A 21,334-nucleotide genomic window follows, 5' to 3' on the forward strand; every position below is an offset into this window, starting at 1 on the left:
TTTAAGATTCTTTTAAATCTAACAACCCTGATTTAAATTTTTGGATTGGTTTATGGATGCCACTATCATTTCTTTAAACACTTCAATATTTATATCACTTAGTTTATTTATATAAATACAGGCTTTTGTAGTCTTGTGCTTACCAAACTTTTCAAGCAATTTGTCTCTACCATCAAAGGTTGAACTTAAATATATAGAAATGGCATTTTTTCTGGGAGAGAAAGCAGCTAAAGGAGCATCACCCTCGCGACCACTATCATATTTGTAGTGATAGGTTCCAAAACCAATAATGCTTGGACCCCACATTTTTGGTTCAAAGCCCGTTTGTTCCTTAAAAATCTCAGTAATTTTGAAACTGTCATCTCTTTTGGTTTCATTTTCTATCAGATTAATGAAATCAACAACGTTGCCGGTTGTTTCTACAGTTTTGTTTTTTGCCACAGTATAGGGAAGTTAGTCTAATTATTCTTTTACAGCTTTTATGATTACAATATCACGTTCTATTGTTTCGCCAATATTACTTTTAACAGTTTCAGTTTCCTCACTTATCTCAGCAATCATAAATCCTGCATTAGTTAATAGGGCCGAAACTGTATGTTTATCATACAATTGGAATTTCCATTTAGTAAAGGGAAGCTTTTCCATGAATTTCTTGTCGCCAAAAGTAACACAAAAACTTCCACCGGGTTTCAATACTCTGTATATCTCTTTGGCGTAGGCCTCTGGTTTCTCCCAAAAATAAATGGTGTTTACTGTAAAAATCTTATCAAATGAGGCCTGAGGATAATCAATATCATTACCATTGGACAATTCAAAAGCCACGATATTCTTTTTAACGAGGTCCTTGTTTATTTTGGTTGCCTCAGTATTCATTGTTTCTGATATGTCGATGCCAAAATAATGAAGTCCTGTTGCAATGGCTATCAAATCATTTACATGACTTCCATTCCCATGGCCAATTTCCAAAACATGATCATCTTTTGTGAGGTTTAATTGCTGTATGGTGCGGGCAATCATGTTTTGGTTAGAAATTGCCATTCTCTCACCGGTTTTCTTTCCATCTTCTCCCTTAGGCGAACTCAACTGGTTTGCCATTTCCTTTAAATCATTGTCATTCCAGGTTGTGCTCATTAAAGTATGGTTATTGTGTAAAGATTTGTAAATGAAATCACTATAGCTAAAAGTAATGATATAAGGGCAGGATGTCAAGAGTTATCGTTATTTTGGCCAAATAATTTAAACACATGAAGAACCTACTTTTCAAAACAATTGCTGTACTGTCTTTTTTGATAGCTAACGCAAATTTTTCTAAGGCACAACAAATTCCGTCGGCTCAATTACAAAGCAATCCATGGACTAAAGCTCAACTTATGGAGCCGTCTGTTTTAGCTAATATGATTGAGAAAGGGCAGAAAATACGTATTTACAATATTGGTGTAGTTGAGGATATTAAAGGAGCGACGCATCTAGGTGCTGCAAGCGAAAAACTGAATGTAGAAAAGCTAAGTAAAGTATTAAAAGGACTTCCAAAAAATGAAGCAATTGTAGTGTATTGCGGTTGCTGCCCAATGGATAAATGCCCAAATATCAGACCTGCCTTTCAGCTCTTAAAAAATCAAAAATTTACAAAAGCTTATTTACTTAATTTAACTGTTAATTTGAAAACAGAATGGATTAGCAAGGGGTATCCGTTAGCTACATCTGTTAAATAGGCCTTAATTATTTTTGTTTCTTTAATAAAGCTTTTTTAAGATTTTCCGCTGCCCTGAACTGAGTTATTTTAGTAATTAGGTCTACGGGTAGCGGCTTGTTGTGAGGAAACTTTATTGTTCCTTTAGATAATTCGTAATCAGTTAACTGGTCTTTAAATTCTGAGATACCCTCAGGTCCAGGGTAAAAGCCAATATGGTTTTTAAATCCACCAAAGTGTACTAAATTTCCCATTAAAAATAAAGTAGGGATACCATAGCCAATCTTTTCTTCTGCTTCTGGAGCCGCTTTAATTACTGTTTTCCTAAATTCTTGAAGTTTAACTTGAACCTCTTCAGGGAATACAGAAATGTATTCATCAATAACCGTGTTGTTTTTCATTTCTATAAATTAAATGGTTAAAACACATTGTGTTAAAATCTGGTTAAATATCTGTAATCAAAAATACAAATAAAAATTTGTGCCTTTATATTTGTTATCTTAGGGTATAAAATGAATGCAAATGTTTCAGAAAAGGATTGTCGCCTCCGCGCTGTTTTTATGCTTTGTTACGTTGTTTACTTATGCTCAAACAGCAATAATACCATCAGTTACAACACCTCAAAATGCGTTGTCTCGCTATTTGAATAACGGAGACAATACGTATAAATGGGAGATAAAGAATTCTTATAGTCTTGAGGATATTACTGTTTACAGCATTCTGCTTACTTCGCAAAAATGGAGAGAATACACCTGGACTCACCAATTGAGTATAATTGTGCCTAAAGAAAATAAGCATGACGGCGCTTTGTTATTTATTACAGGTGGAAGCATCAATAAAGAGGGATTGCCGAATTGGAGTGACAAAGGAGATGGTTTGGTGAGAAGTTTTAGTGCTATAGCCAAAGAAAATAGTGCTGTTGTTGCTGTACTTAAGCAAACTCCTAACCAACCTCTTTATGGCGATTTAACGGAGGACGCTTTGATATCTTATACGCTTCATAATTACAAGAAAGATGGCGATTACAGTTGGCCATTGTTGTTTCCGATGGTTAAATCGGCAAAAAGTGCAATGGATGCTGTTCAGGACTTTTCAAAGCAGAAATTGCGTCATAGTATCAATCGGTTTGTTGTGTCGGGTGCATCTAAACGTGGCTGGACAACATGGCTTACCGGTGCGGTAGATAAACGGGTTACAGCCATAGCACCAATGGTTATTGATATGTTAAACATGCCTGTGAGTATGAATTATCAGATCAAGGTTTGGAAGGATTACAGTATTCAAATTGAGGATTATGTTAAACTTGGCCTTGTACAGGATTTGGGAACTAATGGTAGCAATGATTTGACCACTATGATTGATCCATATGCCTATCGCAAAGCTTTGACAATGCCTAAAATGATAGTGATGGGAACAAATGACGAGTATTGGCCAATTGATAATATCAAGAATTATTACGACAGTATTCCCGGACAAAATCTAATTCATTACGTCCCAAATGTGGGACATAGCCTTGGTGACGGAAAGGAAGCCATGACAACTTTAAGTTCATTTTTTGGCCTTACCATGTCTAAATCTTCTTATCCTGTATGTATTTGGAAGTCTTCTCAGACAGATAAAGGAGTGAAGGTTAATATTAAAACGACCGCTGATAAACTCATAAATGTCACTTTATGGCGCGCTGATTCTCCTGATTTGGATTTTAGAAACGATAAGTGGGATTCGCAGAAATTAGATGTTGAGCCTAAATCGGAAATTAGTACCCTTGAACTGTATCCTCCTTCAGGCTATCGTGCTTTTTATATCAATTTAAAGTATAAAGACTCTAAAGGTGGCGAATATATGGAAAGTACAAGGGTGTTTATGACAGATGATAAAAAGCTATTATAGCTCTATCAATTTGTTTTTAATGGCATATAATACTAAGCCAACACGGTTTTTTACATTTAGTTTAACAAATAAGGTGTCGCGGTAGCCGTCAACTGTTCGGGAGCTTACACACATTTTATCGGCGATTTCTTTATAAGTAAGTTCTGAGCTTGCCAGTTTTAAAAAATCCTTTTCCCTGTTGTTTAGTTTTATATTTTCATCAGGTTTATTGAAACTTTCGGCCATATATCGAGCAGCAAAAGGAGGGAAGTACACATTGTCGTTGGTAACAGCATCTAGTGCAGTTTTAAATTCCAATGGATCGGAATCTTTAAGCAGATATCCTTTTATGCCTGTTTTTATCATTGAAATGACGGTTTCTGCATCTCCATCCATCGAAAGAACAATGATGTATATGTCAGGGTGATTTTTTCTAATCCATTCTGACGTTTGCTGACCGCTTAAGGTTGGCATGTTTAAATCAAGCAGTACAATTTTTGGTTTGAATTTTTGACTTACTTTATTACAGAATTCTTCGCCGCTTCCGGCCTCAAATAGAACTTCATAATCTGAAAAGGTATTAATTAATGAAGCAATTCCCTGTCTAAAAAGACGGTGATCATCAACAAGAGCAATCGATGTTTTACTCATCAGAGGTAATATTTTCTTGAATGTGTTTTAACGTTATACTGGTTAAACAACCTGAGCCTATAGTGCTATTTACGGCAACTTCAGCATTAATTAGTGCTGCTCTTTGCTTGATGTTCTCTAGCCCTTGCCCTTTAGATTTGATTAATTCAACAGTATTAAATCCTTTTCCTTTATCTTCCAGTGTTAAAGTAAATAAATTTAAGGAATATGTCAAGTCGATAGTTAAGGTTTCTGATTCAGCGTGCTTTAAAGTGTTGTTCACTATTTCCTGAAAAATTCTATAAAGAATCATATCGGTTTGTACATTAAACTGAAAAGGATGGCCATTTAAAACAACATGAGCGCAGATAATACCACTTCTGTTTAATCGTTCTACCTCGTCCTTTATGGCTTGGTAAAGTCCTTCCTTTTTAATTCTATCGAGGCTTAAACTTTTTGATAAATCTCTTAAGTCGTTAATTACGGTGCCTATAAGTTGAACACTCTCATTAATCTTTTCTTGTTGATCTCCATCCTTCATTTTGGCGGAAGTGCCAAGGGAAAGCTTAACAAATGATAGCACCTGGCCTATATTGTCGTGGATTTCACGACTAATATTGGTAAGCGTTTGTTCTTGGATTTCCAGTTTAGTTTGTAGTATTAACTTTTCGTAAGTGCGCGTTAATTCTTCCTTTTTTTTATTAAGAATACGTTTTTTGCGTACAAAGACAAGAAAAAAAAGCAAAGTGAACACAGCAAGTACAACTGCTCCAACACTTGCTATAATTATCGCAATTACGATGTCGTCATTGGCTTTCTCCATACGATAAGCGCTATTGATATACAACTATACAAAATTATACTTAAATAACGCGGAATTATATTATACAGTGGTGTGTTAAAAATCATAAGATGATTTAATAAAATGTAGTTGTATAACGAAAGGCAAATGGTTATTCCTGAATAAAAAATAAGTACACCGGATGCTATACACAATCCTGCTGAATAGTGTTTTTCTTTTACGTAATTGTCGTGAAGTAAATATTCATAAAAGTGCAGGCATGCAAAAACAACCTGAATTATTCCGCCATAAGCAATGATGTAGTTGTTAAAAGCGAAGGAGGTGTAAGTGTAATAGATTAATGAGGATGTAATGTAGGTTGTTGTCAGCAAAATAATTGTTTGCTTGTGCTCTTTAGCTGTAGAGAACCTATAAAAGATATAAGCATAAAAAAAATGGGAGATGAGGTTCAATATATTATACATCCAACCCGTGCTAAGTGCATGGGTTACATACAAATATTTAGCCAAAAGCTCAATTGCAAGGACCAGTAGAAGATATGGTACAAAAGAAATCATAAAAGAACTTTTGAGCTTTTTGATGTATATTAATGACACCAGCAAACTCAAAAATTCGAAATAATGTTGTACACTTAACTTCATTAAGGGTGAATTTCTCCAAGGTTGTATGGATTCGCCTTGCCCCTAAGTTTGTCAACACCAGATGTAATCTCAGCTGCATTTGCACCATTATATGGCATGAAAAACACTGTTACTCTGCCAATCAATTTAGGATCTGCTTTAAAATGTGTGATTAATTCTTTAGTATAAATTCCTAATGATACTCTTACCGTTTTATAATCAGTAGTTGCGCTCAATCTATCCATCCAGTCATTCAATGGATCTTTAGTGAATTCTATGTAATCTGTTCTTGGAAGAAGACCTGTATTCGGTACTTTTAAGTACTCATCGATACATGCATCAGCGAGTTCGTATGGAACTTCCTGGTTAAAAAAAGTCACTGAAAATTGAGATTTGCTTTCGTTTGACATAATGTTATAGTTTGTTTATGTAAACTTATTCTTTCTTCAGCTTAAAAGCATAGGGTGTTTTTCACGTATTTTATGTTTAAAACACTATGAGTATTACCGTTTTTAACAGAGATTTAATGTGCTTTACGTTGTTGAACTTTGCTCTCAGTGGTTGGTTCTGGTTAGAATTCAAAAGAAATGCGTAGTACGCTCTTTGCAAAGCTTGGTTTTACTGTCACATCTGAGTTCGTGTGGCAGTAACAACCACAGCTGTATGGGGGATTACTGATTAATTATTTTCAAGAAAGTTAGTCAACAGATGCTTTAAATAAAGCTCCGGTTTAGGCATTTTAATTACTGTGCCAGGTTCCTTGTCTTGAGATTGCTTAATATAGTTCGCTTTTATTTTACCCCAATCTTTAGAATACAGTTTAATAAACATGTCCACAAAGTCTTTGTCTGTGTAGCCCTCAGGAAGTTTACTTAACACTGCTTCAATTTTCTCTTCTTTTCTATGTAATACTGCCATAATGATTTTAATTGGGGCTGCTAAGTTAGGGAAATAAAAACACAATAAAGCACCATGGCAAGTATTGAAGCCAGAAGTGTATTTAGAAAATTCACCACATTATTTCCTGCATAATTTTTTCGTTCAATTGTAGCCCCAAGTATGGAATCTATTAGATTACCAAGGATGCCGGCTACAGCTACAATAAGACATTTTTTATCAAAACCTACATAAATGAAAGCAATTACAAAAGCACCACAAGCACCAATAAGTGTTCCTTCAATACTAACAACACCATCTAAGCCATTGGCTTCCCTTTTTAACGTTAGTATGTTATAAAACCTACTGCCATAAACCATACCCAGTTCTGAGGATAGGGTATCGGCAAGGGCAGATGCTAAGCTTGCGGCCATCATTAAAATGTAGAGTTCTGAATGATTCTGGTCAACAATTGCCAAAGCGCCGAGTATCGCAGCAACACCTCCGTTGGCAAACACCTGTCCGATATTTCTTCCTTTATTCTCTGAAATTTCTGGATGATATTTGGCTTTTAGGTGCTTTTTATGTGATGTTGCTAATACACTAAGAATAAAAAAGGTAACAAGCATCAGAATACCTTTTTCTTTAGCACCAATGTATACCAAAAAACCAATGAGCCCTGCTGCAATGGATGCCGGAAGTGTTAGTTTTTTGGCTCTTACACATATCACCATCATGGCAATAAGTAAGATAGTAATAGCAAGTAAGTTCATTTAAAACAATTGCAAGTTAACCGTTGGCTCTGTCGAAGAAGAACTGGTTTTAGTACTGGTTCTTGCCTTATGTTTACTAATCCAGGTAAGGTAATCTTCAGGTTTAATTGGCTCCTTTAATAAACCAGAAGCATATTGTATTTGGGAAATCCTTGCTTCAATTGTTTGTCTAAATTTTTGCAACAAGTGCTGTATTTGCTGTTGGATTTTGTTTTTAGGCTTAATTCTTATGTTTTTGTTTACAGGATTAAGAAGTTGCATGGTTATTTCCTTGCCGAAGTAAGCCAATGCCGATTCTATTCTATCCTGTAGTAACTGCTGATCTTTAAAACCAGCTTGTTTATGCAACTGTTTTACTTGTGTTTGAAATCTGTCTGATAAAGCAATTAGGTCGGTGGTTGACTTATTCAATTGCGAGAGTAAAGATTTAAACTCAGGAAGGTGTGATTTAATGATCTCAGAATTTGAACTGATAGTTTCCAATCCACTAAGTATTCGGTTAAACGAGAAATGGTTTAGTACTACCTGAAGAATGAATTTTTCTTGTTCTGTAATCAGAATACTATCTAATTCTTCTTCTTTGGCAGGTTTCATATAATTGATAACCTCAGTATTTGACCGTAAGCTCTCTGTGCTGATTTTGGACTTTAAAATTAGCCCGTTTAATGTCCTTACACGACTTAAAGCCACGTATACTTGACCAGCTACAAATGATTTTCCTGCATCAATTACCGCATTGTCAAATGTTAATCCCTGACTTTTATGGATGGTTACTGCCCAGGCTAGTTTAATTGGATATTGTGAAAATTCTCCTACCTGTTGTTGTACAATAGCCTCTTCAGGATCGGCCTTGTATTCAAAAGATTGCCATGATGTCTTTTCTAAGAGTAGATCATCTTCTTGCGGAAAGGAGATGTAGATCTGACCATCTTTAATGGATTTAACTTTTCCTATTTTTCCGTTGTAGAATTTCCGATCATCACCTGTATCATTTTTTATGAACATGATCTGAGCACCTTCCTTAAGTTTTAGTGTCTGCTCTGCCTGCAAGCCAAGATCTCTGAATTCTCCACTAATTTCGCCCTCAAAAGTATACTCTTCACCAGTAAGTTCATCCAATTTTCCTTTATTAATTGTATTTGCCTCTGCATTATGTGAGGTAATGATAATAGGATTTAGGTCATCGGTCGAGCTGAACTGAGGATCGTATCTTTTATTTAAAAGATTCAAACTACTTTCACTAATTTGATTGTTTCTGATGTCATTAAGAATATTGATGAATTCAGGTTCAGTTTGTCTGAATACAGTGGTAAGCTCTATTTGTAAAAGTGGGTTTTTGCGTACTACAAGTGCATCAAAGAAATAAGGAGATGGGTATGCTTTGCTTAGAAAAGCCCAATCTTCTCTTTTGGTAACAGGTGGCAATTGATATAAATCGCCAATTAGTAAGAGTTGAACACCTCCAAAAGGCATGGTGTTTTTTCTGACAGATTTTAGTATAGCATCTATTACATCAAGTAAGTCGCACCGCACCATTGATACCTCATCAATAACAAGCAGTTCCAGTTCATTAAACAGGTTTGTTTTGTCTTTGGTATAACTTAAATCAGAAACCATAGATTGAATAGAAAGTATACCTGCTTGCAGGTTCTCCAAACTAATGTCACCTGGAAAAAAGGAGCCGGGAGGTAATTGGAAAAAGGAATTGATTGTGGTTCCTTTGGCATTCATTGCGGCAACTCCGGTAGGAGCAACCACAGCCATTTTTTTAAAGCTACTTTCTTTAATTCGCTTCAGTAGGGTTGTTTTTCCTGTTCCGGCTTTTCCAGTCAGAAAAATATTCTGATTGGTATAGTCAATAAAAGATAAAACTCTGTCGAAAATTGAATTAGAAAAACCGCCATTACTCATATGGCAAATTTAATTGAAATTTTTTGCTGTTTAACCTAATGTTGAAATGTATTAGGCAGCTTTATCGGTTATAAGGATGTTCATTAATCCAGCGAAACTTTCTTTCTGTAAGTATGTATTTCTGTTTATTTAAAGTGATCGTAGCTGGCGTGCCAAATAAATTACCTGTAAGAATCAGTTTATTACTGTCGACAAATTTGTAATTAAGCGTATAATTTACTTTTGGATCGTCAGTGAAAGCAATACTTATAGACTTGGATGCAGAATCAACTCCATAGGTACACCAGGCAGTTTCATCGTCATTGTAATGAATCTGTGCGTAGGTGCTTCTGTCAAATATCAGAAGTTTCCATTTGCGACTTAAAAAAGAGCTATCTGGAATTGAATCTTTCTTTTCTGATTTTAATGATTCTATAGTGTAAGCTCCGTAAACAGGCGATTTATCGTTAACTTTTTTGTCAAGCAAGGCAATTTTTAAAGCCATAGATAATGGTGCTCCTGCGTACAATAATACTGCGGCATACTTTAATACCAACTTGGAAATACGTACCCATTTCGCTTTAAAAATAGGGGCCTTTAGTTGGTTTAGTTTTACCAGTTCACCTTTAAAGAAAAATCTAATCAGATTTATAATGTTAGGCGACAGTATGATTAGGCACATGACTACAAGCGCTGTGCTTATAATTTTTACAGGTACATCAAAGAAGTAGTTGATGGCCATAATATTTGCTGAGGTCATTAAGCATAGGAAAGCACCTATTGTAGCAGTCCTTCTGAAAAACAATAAAACACCCATCAATTCGGCTGTAAACATAAACCATTTGTAGCCCTCAGAAAATCCTAAAAATCGCCAGGCAAGGCCCATTGGGGATGACTCTCCATAAGTAGTTGAAAGCTGACTAAGATAGAGGGAAGGGAATTGGCCTTCGTTGAGTTTAGCAATAGCATAGTGGACTAACATAAAACCTACATAGAATCTAAGCAAAACGGTAAGCCAGTAAAAGAGTTGGTCGTGACTCTTTCGTTTTCTATCTAAAATCGACCATATAAATGTTCCAAACAAAGCGATTAATAATACACAGAGCAATAGCACATAATTGTAAGTGGTGTCTCCGCTACCATTAGTGAAAACAGTAATTGGTTCTGGAAGATTTAAATATTTCTGGGCAAACCATGGAATGAAAGATTGAAGGGCAGGTGTGGTGTATCTTTCAATATAATATAGGAATGGTAAACCTCCATTGTTAAAGCATAAAACAAAAAAAGAACAAAGTAAAAACAGGAATCTGGTTGAAATGAGAGAGACGTATTTGATCATGTTTTGTTTTCGGTTGTAATTACAATAAGCAATCGTTAAAGTAAGAAAATAGTTGTTATCTTGGTGGATAAGAAGCGTGTTTTTTCTAAATTTAGGCACCTAAACCAATTTAACCATGAAACTTATTTACATCATTGCGGGGGCATTACTTACAACAATATTAAGTACAGCAAATGCCCAACAAAAAGAAACCCCTAAAAAAAGCACTAAGAATAAGGTAATTGTAGCTTATGTTACATCATGGGGTAAGGTTTTACCTGATCCAAAACTTGTAACGCATATCAATTATGCTTTTGGCCATGTAAATAAAACATTTGATGGAGTGACTATTGAGAATGAAGGTCGTTTGAAAGATATTACAGCATTAAAGGCAAAGTATCCTGCATTAAAAGTATTGCTTTCAATAGGTGGATGGAAAAGTGGCAGATTTAGTGAAATGGCTGCGTCAGAAGAAAATAGAAATAAATTTGTAGAGGATTGCCAACGCGTAGTAAACGCATTTAACCTAGATGGAATAGATATAGATTGGGAATATCCAACTAGTTCAGAAGCTGGAATATCTTCATCTCCAGATGATACCAAAAACTACACTTTATTAATGTCGGGAATCAGAAATAAAATTGGCAAGAAAAAACTACTTACACTAGCCTCTGTTTCAAATGCAAAATACATCGATTTTAAAGCCATAACACCAATAGTAGATTTTGTAAATGTAATGACTTATGATATGGGAACTCCTCCCAATCATCATGCAGGACTTTATCACTCAGAATACACTAAGGATATTAGTGTTGATGAAGGGGTTACTGCACATCTAAATGCAGGTGTTCCAGCTAATAAGTTAGTTCTTGGGATTCCATTTTATGGTCATGGAAAAGGAGATATTGCCTGGTACATAGATTATAAAGACATCGTAAAATTAAATGGCTATACCAAAAAATGGGATGATGTAGCTAAAGCTCCGTACCTGACTAATGATGCTGGTGAATTTGTATTAACCTATGAAAACCCGCAGTCCATTGCTATAAAATGTACTTATCTGTTGGATAAGGGGATGTTGGGTGCTATGTATTGGGATTATACAGCGGATACTGAAGATGGAGAATTACGTAATGCAGTTTATTCAGGAGTTAAAGGGAAGTAACTGCATTGATTATTGTTCTTTCTCTAGTGTTTTAGCTCTTTCACCGTAGAAGAAAAAGTCATCTTTTTCTGGTTTAGTAGTATCTTTTGAATCTAATTATAGTAATATCTTAATTGAATTAATTATGGTAAATTAGATTAGCTTAAACCATTTGGTATGACGTCGGCACTAAAGGAAGTTTTCATTAAGGAATTGCTTGCTAATAGAATCTCCCTTGCGGGATTTCACTCACTTCTTGCAGCCGTTAATGAGCAGGATCTATCTCTCATTATTCAACGAATATATGATTTAAATGATACACAGGTTAGGAAGATTGCGGCACTAGGACCTTTAATGGCAAAAATTGATGCGGTAAAAAACAGCCAGCGTAATGGTAAGTTCCTAAGCAAAATTAAGGATGGTTTTCGAAAAAATGCTAGCAATAAAGTAATACTTGTAGAAGGAGATTCCTGGTTTAATTATCCGATTTTATTGAGTGATGTCATCGATTGGATAGGTATGGAGAAGAATATGGCTGTTTATAGTCTGGCCTCCGGTGGAGATTGGTTATTGAACATGCTTAGTGCGAGAAGGTATGTTGAGCAGCTTTCAACTATGCATCCTGATGTATTCATTATAAGTGGAGGTGGGAACGATTTGGTAGGTAGTAATAGAATTGCAGCCATGGTAGATCCGAAAGGAGAATCAGATGAATTCATCAATAGTCCATGGGCTCAGGGAGTGATGCGCAAATCCAAAACAGAATTTGATCCGCATAAGTTCAATAGAGGGCTTAAATTTCTATCTAAAGACTTCTTCGCATTATTGATGTTTTTTCAGCTTCAATATTACACTCTTTTTAATGGCATCCTCACCTCCGGAACTGGAAATCCAGCCAATGGTAAATTTCCAAATATCAAGATCATCACTCAGGGCTATGATTATGTAATACCAAGTAGGAAATTAGGCTTCGGGTTTAAGCCCTGGCGTTGGTATATGCCGTTTGCAAGGATGTTTCTTGGGCATGGCAGCTGGTTGAAAACGCCATTGGATTTAAGGGGAATTTCTGATTCTAATATACAAGAGGACATTATGTATTCCATGATCTATCTCTTTAATGAAATGATGATTGAAACAGGACAATTTTTTAAAGAGATAGTTGGTTATGACTGCGTCTTTCATATAGACTCCAGAGGTGCAATTGGGAGAGATGGCTGGACAGATGAGCTCCATCCGCTACCTGAGAATTTCAGGAAGGTCGGGAAAGTATTTATAGACTGTATTAATGGTGTGCCATCCGCAAATGGATTGGTTTATGAGGTTCCTCCTTCAATCGAAAAAATATGAAAACCTTGCTCTGGATTATATTTATTATTGTGGTTTCGATTTTGGGTTTTCAGGATCATATCCTAATTAAAAACAGTAACTATGGGATCGTACATCTTGAACTGGCAAACACTGAACTTGGTGTACAAATTCTAAAAGAGTGGCATCAATGTCATTACGGAGAGTTAATGCTGCTGGATGTTGCCCGCAATCATACCAGATTAGATTTTCTTTTTATTTTCACCTATGTTTCGCTCATCATTTCAATGTCCAACTGGCAAATGCAGCGGGAGCAGAGAATGTTGTTTAATGAGTTATTACGTTTTAATCTTTTTATTACTGTCTTGGCAGGGCTACTAGATTTTATAGAGAACGTTAGGATTCTACATAATTTTCAGCATATAGGTTCAGAGTCCGAATACTGGGCAACTAATTGGCTATCATTAGTAAAGTTTGGTTTAATTGGATTTGCCATATTGGTTTTCCTGATTTCCTTGTTAACAATGAAACGAAAAGATAGGACTGAGAAGCTTGTATAGAGTTCAATGATTTATCATGCAACATTTATAATCTAGCGGTGTCTTATTGACATTAACCGCTTTAAATGAAACCTTACCTAATTCTGTTCTTCTTGTTTTTATACAGCTTGATGTGTCAGGCACAAGATCCTTCTGTGCAAAAACAGTTGCAAGCGGTAAGAACTACTGAAAGCCCAAAAATAGATGGTAGCCTTGATGATCATTGTTGGGTGAATGTTCCAATAGCTACAGATTTTTTTGAAATCAGACCTGTGCCGGGTAGAGTAGAAGGTAAGGACAAACGCACAGAAATGAAGGTGTTGTACGATGATGCCGCTGTTTACGTTTATGCGCGAATGTACGATCATCCGGATAGTGTTTCTCATGAATTGGTCTCTCGTGATAATATCGGTAATGCTGATTTTATCTCTATCGTATTCGATCCATTTTACGATAAAATGAACGGTAATGGCTTTTTTGTAACAGCTGCGGGAGTTCAGTTCGATGCTAAATATTCACAAATTGGCGATGAAGATCCTAACTGGAATGCTGTTTGGGAGAGTGCCGTGAAAATTGACGACAAAGGATGGACTTGCGAAATAAAAATCCCTTACTCTGCTTTGCGTTTTTCAGCAAAGGATATTCAAAACTGGGGCTTAAACTTTAGCCGTCGTATACAACGGTCCAATGTTCAGACCTTTTGGAATTTTGTTAGTCCTAATGTAAATGGTTTCATGAATCAAGAAGGGCTTTGGATGGGAGTTAAGGATATAAAACCTCCCTTACGCTTGTCCTTTTCCCCATATCTTTCTGCTTATGTAAATAACTATCCCGCTAATATTCCTGGAATAAAAAATACAACAGCGCGTTTTAATGGAGGTATGGATGTAAAATATGGTATTAGCAATAGTTTTACATTGGATATGACGTTGGTTCCAGATTTTGGGCAAGTACAGTCTGACAACAGAATTCTAAACCTAACACCATTTGAAGTGAAGTTTAATGAAAACCGACAGTTCTTTACCGAAGGAACTGAATTGTTTAACAAAGGTGATCTGTTTTATTCAAAACGTATTGGCTCCATTCCAAAATATTATGATTACTCTAAAATAAACAGTTCTGAAACAATCATTAAAGATCAAAGTGAAGCCAAAGTATTAAATGCTACCAAAATCTCCGGACGTACGGCAGGAGGACTGGGTATTGGTGTTTTTAATGCTATCACTAAAGCCATGCAAACTGAGGTTAAAGATCAGGAAGGAAACACACAAGAGATCGAGACTCAACCATTAACTAATTATAATATCCTGGTGCTCGATCAATCTCTAAAAAACAACAGTTCTGCAACTTTTATCAATACCAATGTTTTAAGGCAAGGTGTTGCTTATGACGCCAATGTAAGCGCTTTACTATTTAACCTAAATGATAAGAAGAACGTTTATTTTTTTAATGGAGCAGGTAAAATGAGTTATATAAAAGGGACTGGCAGTCGTACAGGATTCAATTATGAATTCAAAGGAGGTAAGCAAAGTGGAAATTTCAGGTGGAGTTATAATCAAGTATATGCTGATGACAAATTTGATAAGTCTGATATGGGGTTCTTTACGAATAATAATTTTTTAGACCAGCATTTAAGTTTTGGATATAATAATTATAAGCCCACTTCATGGTACAATCAATTGGAAAGCTGGTTTAATATAGAATATTCAAGGCGCGTTAATCCAGGCGACTATCAGCGCTTTGGGATTGTTACTGGATCCTGGGTGCAGTTTAAAAGCTTTTGGTCGGTTGAAACGGATTTGGAATATGGTGCAGAAGGGAATGATTTTTATGAATCCAGAAATGGACAGGTGTATAAAGCTCCTGCTAAATTCGGCGCGTCAGTTTATGTAAATCCTAATAGGGCCAAAGCATATAATTTTGGTGGAAATGTAAAATACTTTAGAAGGGAACTTTTTAATGGACAGGAGTATAACTTCTATTTCTTCCAAAATTTAAGACTAAATGATAGAATTGCTTTCGGTCTGGATTTGAATTTTAACCCAAATTACAACTATGTGAGCTGGATTAAGGCACAGGGAGATCAGGCTATCTTCTCTCGTTATAACCGGAACACAGTCGAAAACTCTTTTGATGCAAAATACTCTTTCAGTAATAAAATGGGAGTTTCGGTGGTGGTTCGACATTATTGGAGTGATAGGAGAAATAAAGAATTTTATCTGCTAACAAATCAGGGAACATTAACTGCTTATCAAGGGGAGCCACTAACTGGAACTGATAGAAATTACAATGTTTTCAACGTCGATTTAATCTATACATGGCAATTTGCACCTGGTAGTGAAATGACTTTATCATATAAGCAAGCTGCCGAAACAAATGATAATTTTTATACTCAACGATATAACAGAAATTTGGAAAACATTCTGTCTGCACCGCAAAATACCAGTCTGTCTGTAAAGGTTTTATACTACATCGATTATCTAAACCTCCGCAAGAAAAGAAAATAAAGCTCCTTAAAAATCTCAATAACATAAGTTTGAGTAGTTTTGTGGTTATGGTAAAGCTATCAGAAGAACAAATTTTCTCATTTAACCGCTTGATGTCGGGTTGGATTACGGAAAACAAGCATTTAAGTAAAGCTTTGACTCGTTTTGATCATTTAATCGTATTAAATAACAAGGCTTTAACTTTTGATTTTAATGGGCTGTCTCCAGACTACCAAAAGAAATTTGTGTTAAATAATTTCGAGTTGTATTGTACTTCCTTGTTTTTAGCTATTAAACCAAGAATGAAGGTGTTTGTTAAAAATGAAGGGTTTCGCGCTTTCGACTTTCATTGTGTTTTTGTTTTAAAGAATCTGTATCACGAACGAAACGAAAAAGTATCTACCTTCTAAAAACTCGGGCATAATTTGCATTATGAAATAAACTTGCTCAGACTCAATGTATTTTGTTGTTTACAAAGCAACTTTTGGGTTCTATTTGTGTAGTATTGAATACACACAAATGTAAACTTCTATGAAAAAACTACTCATGGTTGTCTTGGCTTGTTATGGCCTGACTTCCCGTGCTCAAGAGCACGAATCCCGAAATTTCCTCCGCCTTTATTCCGATTCTGTGATTTATGCTGATAGGGTTAGACTACGACCCAATTTCTCAGGTACCTGGCAACTACAGGCCGATTCCAAACGGGTTAGGCCGGAACTGGTAAAGTTCTTTAGTAATGAAGATGGCTTTTTTGCCAATAGCGGGAGGCTTAGCTTCGGTCGTGGTACCGAATTTTCTGAGCGTATTGTTGAAGGCAAGATTAATGTTTATCAAGAGATTCCATACGACCAGTTTATGTATGGGAGGGAATACCGATATAGGGGTAGAAGGGAGCCGGCTGTTAACCTTCGAATGTATTATAATAAGGAGCTTGATAACCTTAAGAAAGTGAGTTATAGTAATTTAAAAAATGATATGGCAGATAATACCCAAAGTATGGATTTTCTACAAGGTTATAGGAGAAGTATGAATACGAGTAAAATAATGTATGCGGCTGCAGGAGCATCACTTGTTGCAGGGATATTTTCTTTTATAGTTAAAGGCACAAGTCAAAAAGCAAAATTTGAACGTGAGGGGTTTGGTGGACAAGGTTTTGACATGAATGCAAAAGGACCCAATTTTACATCTACCTTAGTGTTTCTGGGGCTAGGGCTTGGTTTTGTAGCTGGAGGATATTCTATACAGTTATCAGGTTCGCGCCATCTGGAAAACGCCGTGGATGCTTACAATCGTTAGTAATCTTTAAAAAGAATACTCAAGTTACTTCTGGTAAACAGATTTCAGAGGTAACTTGAGTATACATTAAAGTAATTTCAAATCGTCATTTCTGAAATTGGAAAGGAAAGGGCTCTCTGGAGGTAGTTCCGTAATTAAGTAATTTATTCGGTTAAGCGGACAGATCCTTATTCGTTGAGATGTATTCAGTTTTTCTGCAATAGCCAAAACCGCAACTTTTCTTGAAGCATTTACGATAGCCTTGTTAACCTGTACAATCTCCCAATCCATGTCTGTAAGGCCTTCTTCAACTGAAAATGCATTCGCGCCGAGCAGGCAAAGGTCCACTTTAAGATCAGATAGCTGGTTAATAACACTTGTTCCTGTATGCAGGTTTGCGTTTTTGCTGAGTTTCCCACCTATGGTAATCACCTCTAGATTACTGTGCTCTGATAGGGTTATGGCTGCCTGCGGACTAACAGTAAAGAAGGTTGCCTTTAAGCTTTTTGGAATCATTTTAGCCAATTCCAGAATAGTTGTTCCGCCTTCAGTGAGAACAACCATGTCATTTTTGATCAACTTGAGTGCCTTTTCTGCAATTTTTTTCTTTTCTGCAAGGGCATATACTTCGTTTTGCAAATTAAAGGGAGCAACAAAAGACTTACTCGCAGCACCTCCATGAACCTTTAATACTTTGCCTGATTCAGCTAACTCCTTTAGATCACGTCGAACAGTGTCATCAGAGATGTTCAGTAAGGTGCTCAAATCTGCAGATAGAACCTTATTGTGGAGGTTGATTTCCCTCATAATCAGCTTGTGTCTTTCTTCTTTTCGCATATGCAATTTTTAACGGATTTGACAAAAGTAATTTTTTTTTCTGTTAAATATTTGGATGTTATTTTATTTGCGGTTATACTTGTGTAGTAAAACGCATAAAAACCGCAAATAGGATGATTTGATCAATTTGGATAAGTCATTAATCAGTTTTATCTTTTTTTGTGCTGCTTTTTTGCGTTTTCAATATAACTAAACCAAACAACTGTATGAATAAAATTTTAGCATTTATGATCATTCTGTTCCTGGTAACAGATGCAAAAGCCAAAAGTTGGCCACTTCAAACTGCCGACCGCATCATCCGAGGTGAGGTAGTTGATGAAAAAAATGAACCCATACCTGGGGTCTCTGTAAGGCTACTAGGTAGCGCACAGGGAACTGTTACTGACGAAAAGGGTAAGTTTTCTCTTTCGGTGGCTTCTGAAAATGATACCCTTCAGTTTTCTTTTATTGGTTATAAAAACAAAACCATTAAGGTTGGCAAATTGCAGGAGCTTAAAGTTAAGCTAGAACCCGACGAGGAGAATAAATTGAATGAGGTAACTGTAGTTGGTTATGGCATACAAAAGAAAATTTCAGTTACGGGTTCATTATCTTCAATTTCTGTTAAAGAGATTCAGCGGGTTTCAACACCAGCATTATCTAATGCAATTGCAGGTAAATTGCCAGGAATAATTACCCGTCAGGCAAGTGGAGAGCCAGGTTATGATGCAGCACAAGTTTATATACGAGGGTTATCTACGTTTGGAAACAATGCTCCGCTGATATTGATAGATGGGGTTGAGCGAGACATGAACAACATCAATGCACAAGAAATTGAGAGCTTTACCATATTAAAAGATGCCTCTGCTACTGCAGTTTATGGGGTTCGTGGCGCTAATGGTGTTATTCTTATCAGTACCAAGCGTGGAGTTACAGGAAAACCTGCCGTAACCTTCCGTACTGAAGCTGCGGCTTTGCATGCTTTAAGATTACCGGAATACATTAATGGTCAGCAATATGCTTCACTAATGAATGAGGCAAGAGTGTTCTCAGGTGAACAACCGAGATGGTCAGCTGAAGAGCTTGAGAAATTTGGGAATGGATCAGACCCTTATTTATATCCTAACTCAAACTGGACTGACGCTGTATTAAAAAGAGATACCTGGCAAACCATCAACAACCTTAGTGTAACTGGTGGCAACGAGATCATTAAATACTATACGAATGTGGGTTACACACTTCAAAATGGGATCTATAAACAAGATGCCACCAATAAATTCAATACAAATGCCAATATAAAACGCTACAATTTCAGAAGCAATGTCGACCTGAATCTCTCAAAAAGTCTTACCATGCAACTCGGATTGGGCGGTATTATTCAGAACGGTAATTACCCGGGATTCTCAGCTCCAGATATTTTTCAATCTTTAAAAGTTATATCACCAATTGCATTCCCGGTTACTAATCCTGATGGAACACCTGGTGGTGCCCAAACTTTTGTAGGATGGAATCCATGGGGAAGGGTTTCTCAATCAGGTTATAGTACACAAGATAGGAGTACCTTACAGGGAACCTTTGCCGCTAGATGGGACATGTCTGAACTGGTTACCAAAGGATTGTCATTGAGAGGCTTATTTTCCTATGATCGCTATAGTCAGACAAATAATGTAAGGATAAAGGAATTTGAAGTAAAACGATATCTCGGTAAAGATCCGGATACAGGAGAGGATTTATATAGTGCTCCATTTAGAGAAGAAAAACCATTGGGTTATTTTACAGAGAATGGAAGTAACCGAGCGATCTACATGGAAACTCAGTTGAATTACGAACGTTCTTTTGAAAAACATAATGTTACTTCGATGCTTTTGTTCAATCAGCGAGATTATGTAGATCTTACGGCGGGTAACTCAGTTTCAAATCTACCTTTCCGCAGGATGGGATTGGCTGGTAGGCTTACCTACAATTACGATAACCGATACCTGGCTGAGGTTAATTTTGGGTATAATGGTTCTGAAAATTTTCCCAAAGGTAAGCGATTTGGATTCTTTCCTGCATTCTCGGCTGGATGGGTTGTTTCTAATGAAAAATTCTGGAATGTACCTTCAATAAGTAATTTAAAGATTCGAGCCTCTTACGGAAAAGTAGGAAATGATCAAATCAATCAACGCTTTTTATTCTTAAGTACTGTAAAAACTCTTGGGCAATCTTACCCATTCGGTCCGGATCAACAGCTTTTTTATGGAATGGAGGAAAATCAGATCGGTAATCAGGATGTAACCTGGGAACGTGCAACCAAAAGGAATCTTGGTTTGGATCTAGGTTTGTTTGATGACAAAATAACAATACAGGTTGATGCTTTTGATGAAGATCGTACCGGCATTCTTTTGCAACGCCAAACAGTACCTTATGTAACTGGTTTCTTTCCATGGTCTATTCCTTATGGAAATATCGGAGCTATTAAAAACAAAGGAATAGATGGATTAATAGAAATGCGGAATACTACATCTGGTGGGTTTTTCTATTCTTTGCGTGGTAATTTTACTTTCGCAAAGAATACCATCGTAGAAAATGACGAACCTACGCGACGATATTCCTATCTGTCTGGTAAAGGCCTGCCATTGAATCAGAGTTTTGCCTTCATTTCAGAAGGACTATTTCAAAGTGAGGAGGATATTGCAACAAGCCCAAAACAGAGTTTTTCTATTCCACGACCAGGAGATGTTAAATACAAGGATATCAATGGTGATGGGATAATTGACTCTTATGATCAAATTCCCGTTGGCTATCCTCGTCTTCCTCAAATGACATTCGGTTTTGGTGGTACCATTTCTTATAAAAGTTTTGACTTCAGCTTGTACTTTACAGGGGCAGCCAAATCAAGTATTTTCCTAAGTGGAACTTCTATGTGGCCTTTTTATGATGGCTTAGGCGTAAATAATGTACTTACTGAGTATTACAACAACCGTTGGACTCCCGAGAACAGAGATGGGAAATACCCTGCTATTGATGTAGGTAATAACCCGAATAATTTCTTGAATTCTACTACATGGATGAAGAACGGAAATTACCTCCGGTTACGTAATCTTGAAATAGGTTACACTTTACCTCAGCGGTTATCTGGCAGAATAGGAGTGAGTTCTCTCAGGTTTTTTGTGAATGGGATGAATCTCTATACCTGGGATCACATAAAGATCATCGATCCTGAATCTAACGATGGAACAGGTGGTTATCCTTTACAGCGATCATTCAACGCAGGCTTACAAATCGATTTTAAATAGTATAACAGCAACCATAATAAAAG

At 36.4% G+C, this 21,334-nt stretch carries 21 protein-coding genes; 9 read left to right on the forward strand and 12 right to left on the reverse strand.

The genetic code is table 11. From position 1 onward, the window contains the following. Positions 1 to 18: 18 nt before the first annotated feature. Together J1905_RS04790 and J1905_RS04795 are read right to left on the reverse strand one after the other, a co-directional pair. A complete protein-coding gene (locus J1905_RS04790; RefSeq protein WP_214226102.1) occupies positions 19 to 441 on the reverse strand; it encodes a DUF1801 domain-containing protein in 423 nt (140 codons plus the stop codon). Positions 442 to 462: 21 nt separating this feature from the next. Further along, a complete protein-coding gene (locus tag J1905_RS04795) occupies positions 463 to 1,131 on the reverse strand; it encodes a class I SAM-dependent methyltransferase (protein ID WP_214226103.1) in 669 nt (222 codons plus the stop codon). A gap of 113 nt (positions 1,132 to 1,244) precedes the next feature. On the opposite strand from J1905_RS04795, the gene J1905_RS04800 reads away from it, so the two are divergent. Continuing rightward, on the forward strand, positions 1,245 to 1,712 hold the full coding sequence (locus J1905_RS04800; RefSeq protein WP_214226104.1) for a rhodanese-like domain-containing protein: 468 nt from the start codon (positions 1,245 to 1,247) through the stop codon (positions 1,710 to 1,712). Positions 1,713 to 1,719: 7 nt separating this feature from the next. Here the strand turns inward: J1905_RS04800 and J1905_RS04805 are convergent, their stop codons facing one another. Next, positions 1,720 to 2,091: an iron chaperone gene (locus J1905_RS04805; RefSeq protein ID WP_214226105.1), complete on the reverse strand. Its 372-nt coding sequence runs from the start codon at positions 2,089 to 2,091 to the stop codon at positions 1,720 to 1,722. 121 nt (positions 2,092 to 2,212) lie between these two features. Between J1905_RS04805 and J1905_RS04810 the strand changes: the two genes are divergently transcribed. Further along, complete coding sequence (locus J1905_RS04810; RefSeq protein WP_214226106.1) at positions 2,213 to 3,580, forward strand: PhoPQ-activated pathogenicity-related family protein; 1,368 nt, start codon at positions 2,213 to 2,215, stop codon at positions 3,578 to 3,580. On the opposite strand, the gene J1905_RS04815 is transcribed toward J1905_RS04810, so the two are convergent. The 8 genes from J1905_RS04815 to J1905_RS04850 all read right to left on the reverse strand — a co-directional run bounded on the left by J1905_RS04815 (position 3,575) and on the right by J1905_RS04850 (position 10,489). Beyond that, positions 3,575 to 4,210 (reverse strand): response regulator transcription factor, encoded by a 636-nt coding sequence (locus tag J1905_RS04815; RefSeq protein ID WP_214226107.1) that lies wholly within the window; start codon positions 4,208 to 4,210, stop codon positions 3,575 to 3,577. The two genes, J1905_RS04810 and J1905_RS04815, sit on opposite strands and share 6 nt — an antisense overlap. After that, positions 4,203 to 5,012 carry a sensor histidine kinase gene (locus J1905_RS04820; RefSeq protein ID WP_214226108.1) on the reverse strand — a complete coding sequence of 270 codons (810 nt, stop codon included), beginning with the start codon at positions 5,010 to 5,012 and terminating at the stop codon, positions 4,203 to 4,205. Before J1905_RS04820 ends, J1905_RS04815 begins: the two co-directional genes overlap by 8 nt. Beyond that, on the reverse strand, positions 4,985 to 5,548 hold the full coding sequence (locus tag J1905_RS04825; protein WP_214226109.1) for a hypothetical protein: 564 nt from the start codon (positions 5,546 to 5,548) through the stop codon (positions 4,985 to 4,987). The genes J1905_RS04820 and J1905_RS04825 overlap by 28 nt, the downstream gene beginning before the upstream one ends. A gap of 83 nt (positions 5,549 to 5,631) precedes the next feature. Beyond that, a complete protein-coding gene (locus J1905_RS04830) occupies positions 5,632 to 6,021 on the reverse strand; it encodes a hypothetical protein (RefSeq protein ID WP_214226110.1) in 390 nt (129 codons plus the stop codon). A gap of 268 nt (positions 6,022 to 6,289) precedes the next feature. Next, complete coding sequence (locus J1905_RS04835; protein WP_173087447.1) at positions 6,290 to 6,529, reverse strand: hypothetical protein; 240 nt, start codon at positions 6,527 to 6,529, stop codon at positions 6,290 to 6,292. A gap of 20 nt (positions 6,530 to 6,549) precedes the next feature. Beyond that, entirely contained in the window at positions 6,550 to 7,260 is a 711-nt protein-coding gene (locus tag J1905_RS04840; RefSeq protein ID WP_214226111.1) for a DUF92 domain-containing protein, read from the reverse strand. Next, the gene (locus J1905_RS04845) at positions 7,261 to 9,171 is read right to left on the reverse strand and encodes an ATP-dependent DNA helicase (RefSeq protein WP_214226112.1); all 1,911 of its coding nucleotides are present in this window, start codon (positions 9,169 to 9,171) and stop codon (positions 7,261 to 7,263) included. 61 nt (positions 9,172 to 9,232) lie between these two features. Beyond that, positions 9,233 to 10,489: a hypothetical protein gene (locus J1905_RS04850; protein ID WP_214226113.1), complete on the reverse strand. Its 1,257-nt coding sequence runs from the start codon at positions 10,487 to 10,489 to the stop codon at positions 9,233 to 9,235. Between the two features lie 115 nt (positions 10,490 to 10,604). Between J1905_RS04850 and J1905_RS04855 the strand changes: the two genes are divergently transcribed. The 6 genes from J1905_RS04855 (at position 10,605) to J1905_RS04880 (ending at position 17,238) form a co-directional block, all read left to right on the forward strand. Further along, the gene (locus J1905_RS04855; RefSeq protein ID WP_214226114.1) at positions 10,605 to 11,633 is read left to right on the forward strand and encodes a glycoside hydrolase family 18 protein; all 1,029 of its coding nucleotides are present in this window, start codon (positions 10,605 to 10,607) and stop codon (positions 11,631 to 11,633) included. Positions 11,634 to 11,789: 156 nt separating this feature from the next. Beyond that, a complete protein-coding gene (locus J1905_RS04860; protein WP_214226115.1) occupies positions 11,790 to 12,959 on the forward strand; it encodes an SGNH/GDSL hydrolase family protein in 1,170 nt (389 codons plus the stop codon). Continuing rightward, the gene (locus J1905_RS04865; protein WP_214226116.1) at positions 12,956 to 13,477 is read left to right on the forward strand and encodes a hypothetical protein; all 522 of its coding nucleotides are present in this window, start codon (positions 12,956 to 12,958) and stop codon (positions 13,475 to 13,477) included. The genes J1905_RS04860 and J1905_RS04865 overlap by 4 nt, the downstream gene beginning before the upstream one ends. 65 nt (positions 13,478 to 13,542) lie before the next feature. After that, the gene (locus J1905_RS04870) at positions 13,543 to 15,963 is read left to right on the forward strand and encodes a DUF5916 domain-containing protein (protein ID WP_250318001.1); all 2,421 of its coding nucleotides are present in this window, start codon (positions 13,543 to 13,545) and stop codon (positions 15,961 to 15,963) included. 47 nt (positions 15,964 to 16,010) lie between these two features. Continuing rightward, positions 16,011 to 16,352 (forward strand): hypothetical protein, encoded by a 342-nt coding sequence (locus J1905_RS04875; protein ID WP_214226117.1) that lies wholly within the window; start codon positions 16,011 to 16,013, stop codon positions 16,350 to 16,352. Between the two features lie 121 nt (positions 16,353 to 16,473). Next, entirely contained in the window at positions 16,474 to 17,238 is a 765-nt protein-coding gene (locus J1905_RS04880) for a hypothetical protein (RefSeq protein WP_214226118.1), read from the forward strand. 66 nt (positions 17,239 to 17,304) lie between these two features. On the opposite strand, the gene J1905_RS04885 is transcribed toward J1905_RS04880, so the two are convergent. After that, on the reverse strand, positions 17,305 to 18,054 hold the full coding sequence (locus tag J1905_RS04885) for a DeoR/GlpR family DNA-binding transcription regulator (protein ID WP_214226119.1): 750 nt from the start codon (positions 18,052 to 18,054) through the stop codon (positions 17,305 to 17,307). A 206-nt stretch (positions 18,055 to 18,260) separates the two neighbouring features. Here J1905_RS04885 and J1905_RS04890 point away from each other — a divergent pair, with 206 nt between their 5' ends. Further along, complete coding sequence (locus tag J1905_RS04890) at positions 18,261 to 21,311, forward strand: SusC/RagA family TonB-linked outer membrane protein (protein WP_250318002.1); 3,051 nt, start codon at positions 18,261 to 18,263, stop codon at positions 21,309 to 21,311. Positions 21,312 to 21,334 lie beyond the last annotated feature (23 nt).

It is taken from the genome of Pedobacter sp. B4-66, assembly GCF_018492665.1.
Taxonomy (GTDB): Bacteria; Bacteroidota; Bacteroidia; order Sphingobacteriales; family Sphingobacteriaceae; genus Pedobacter.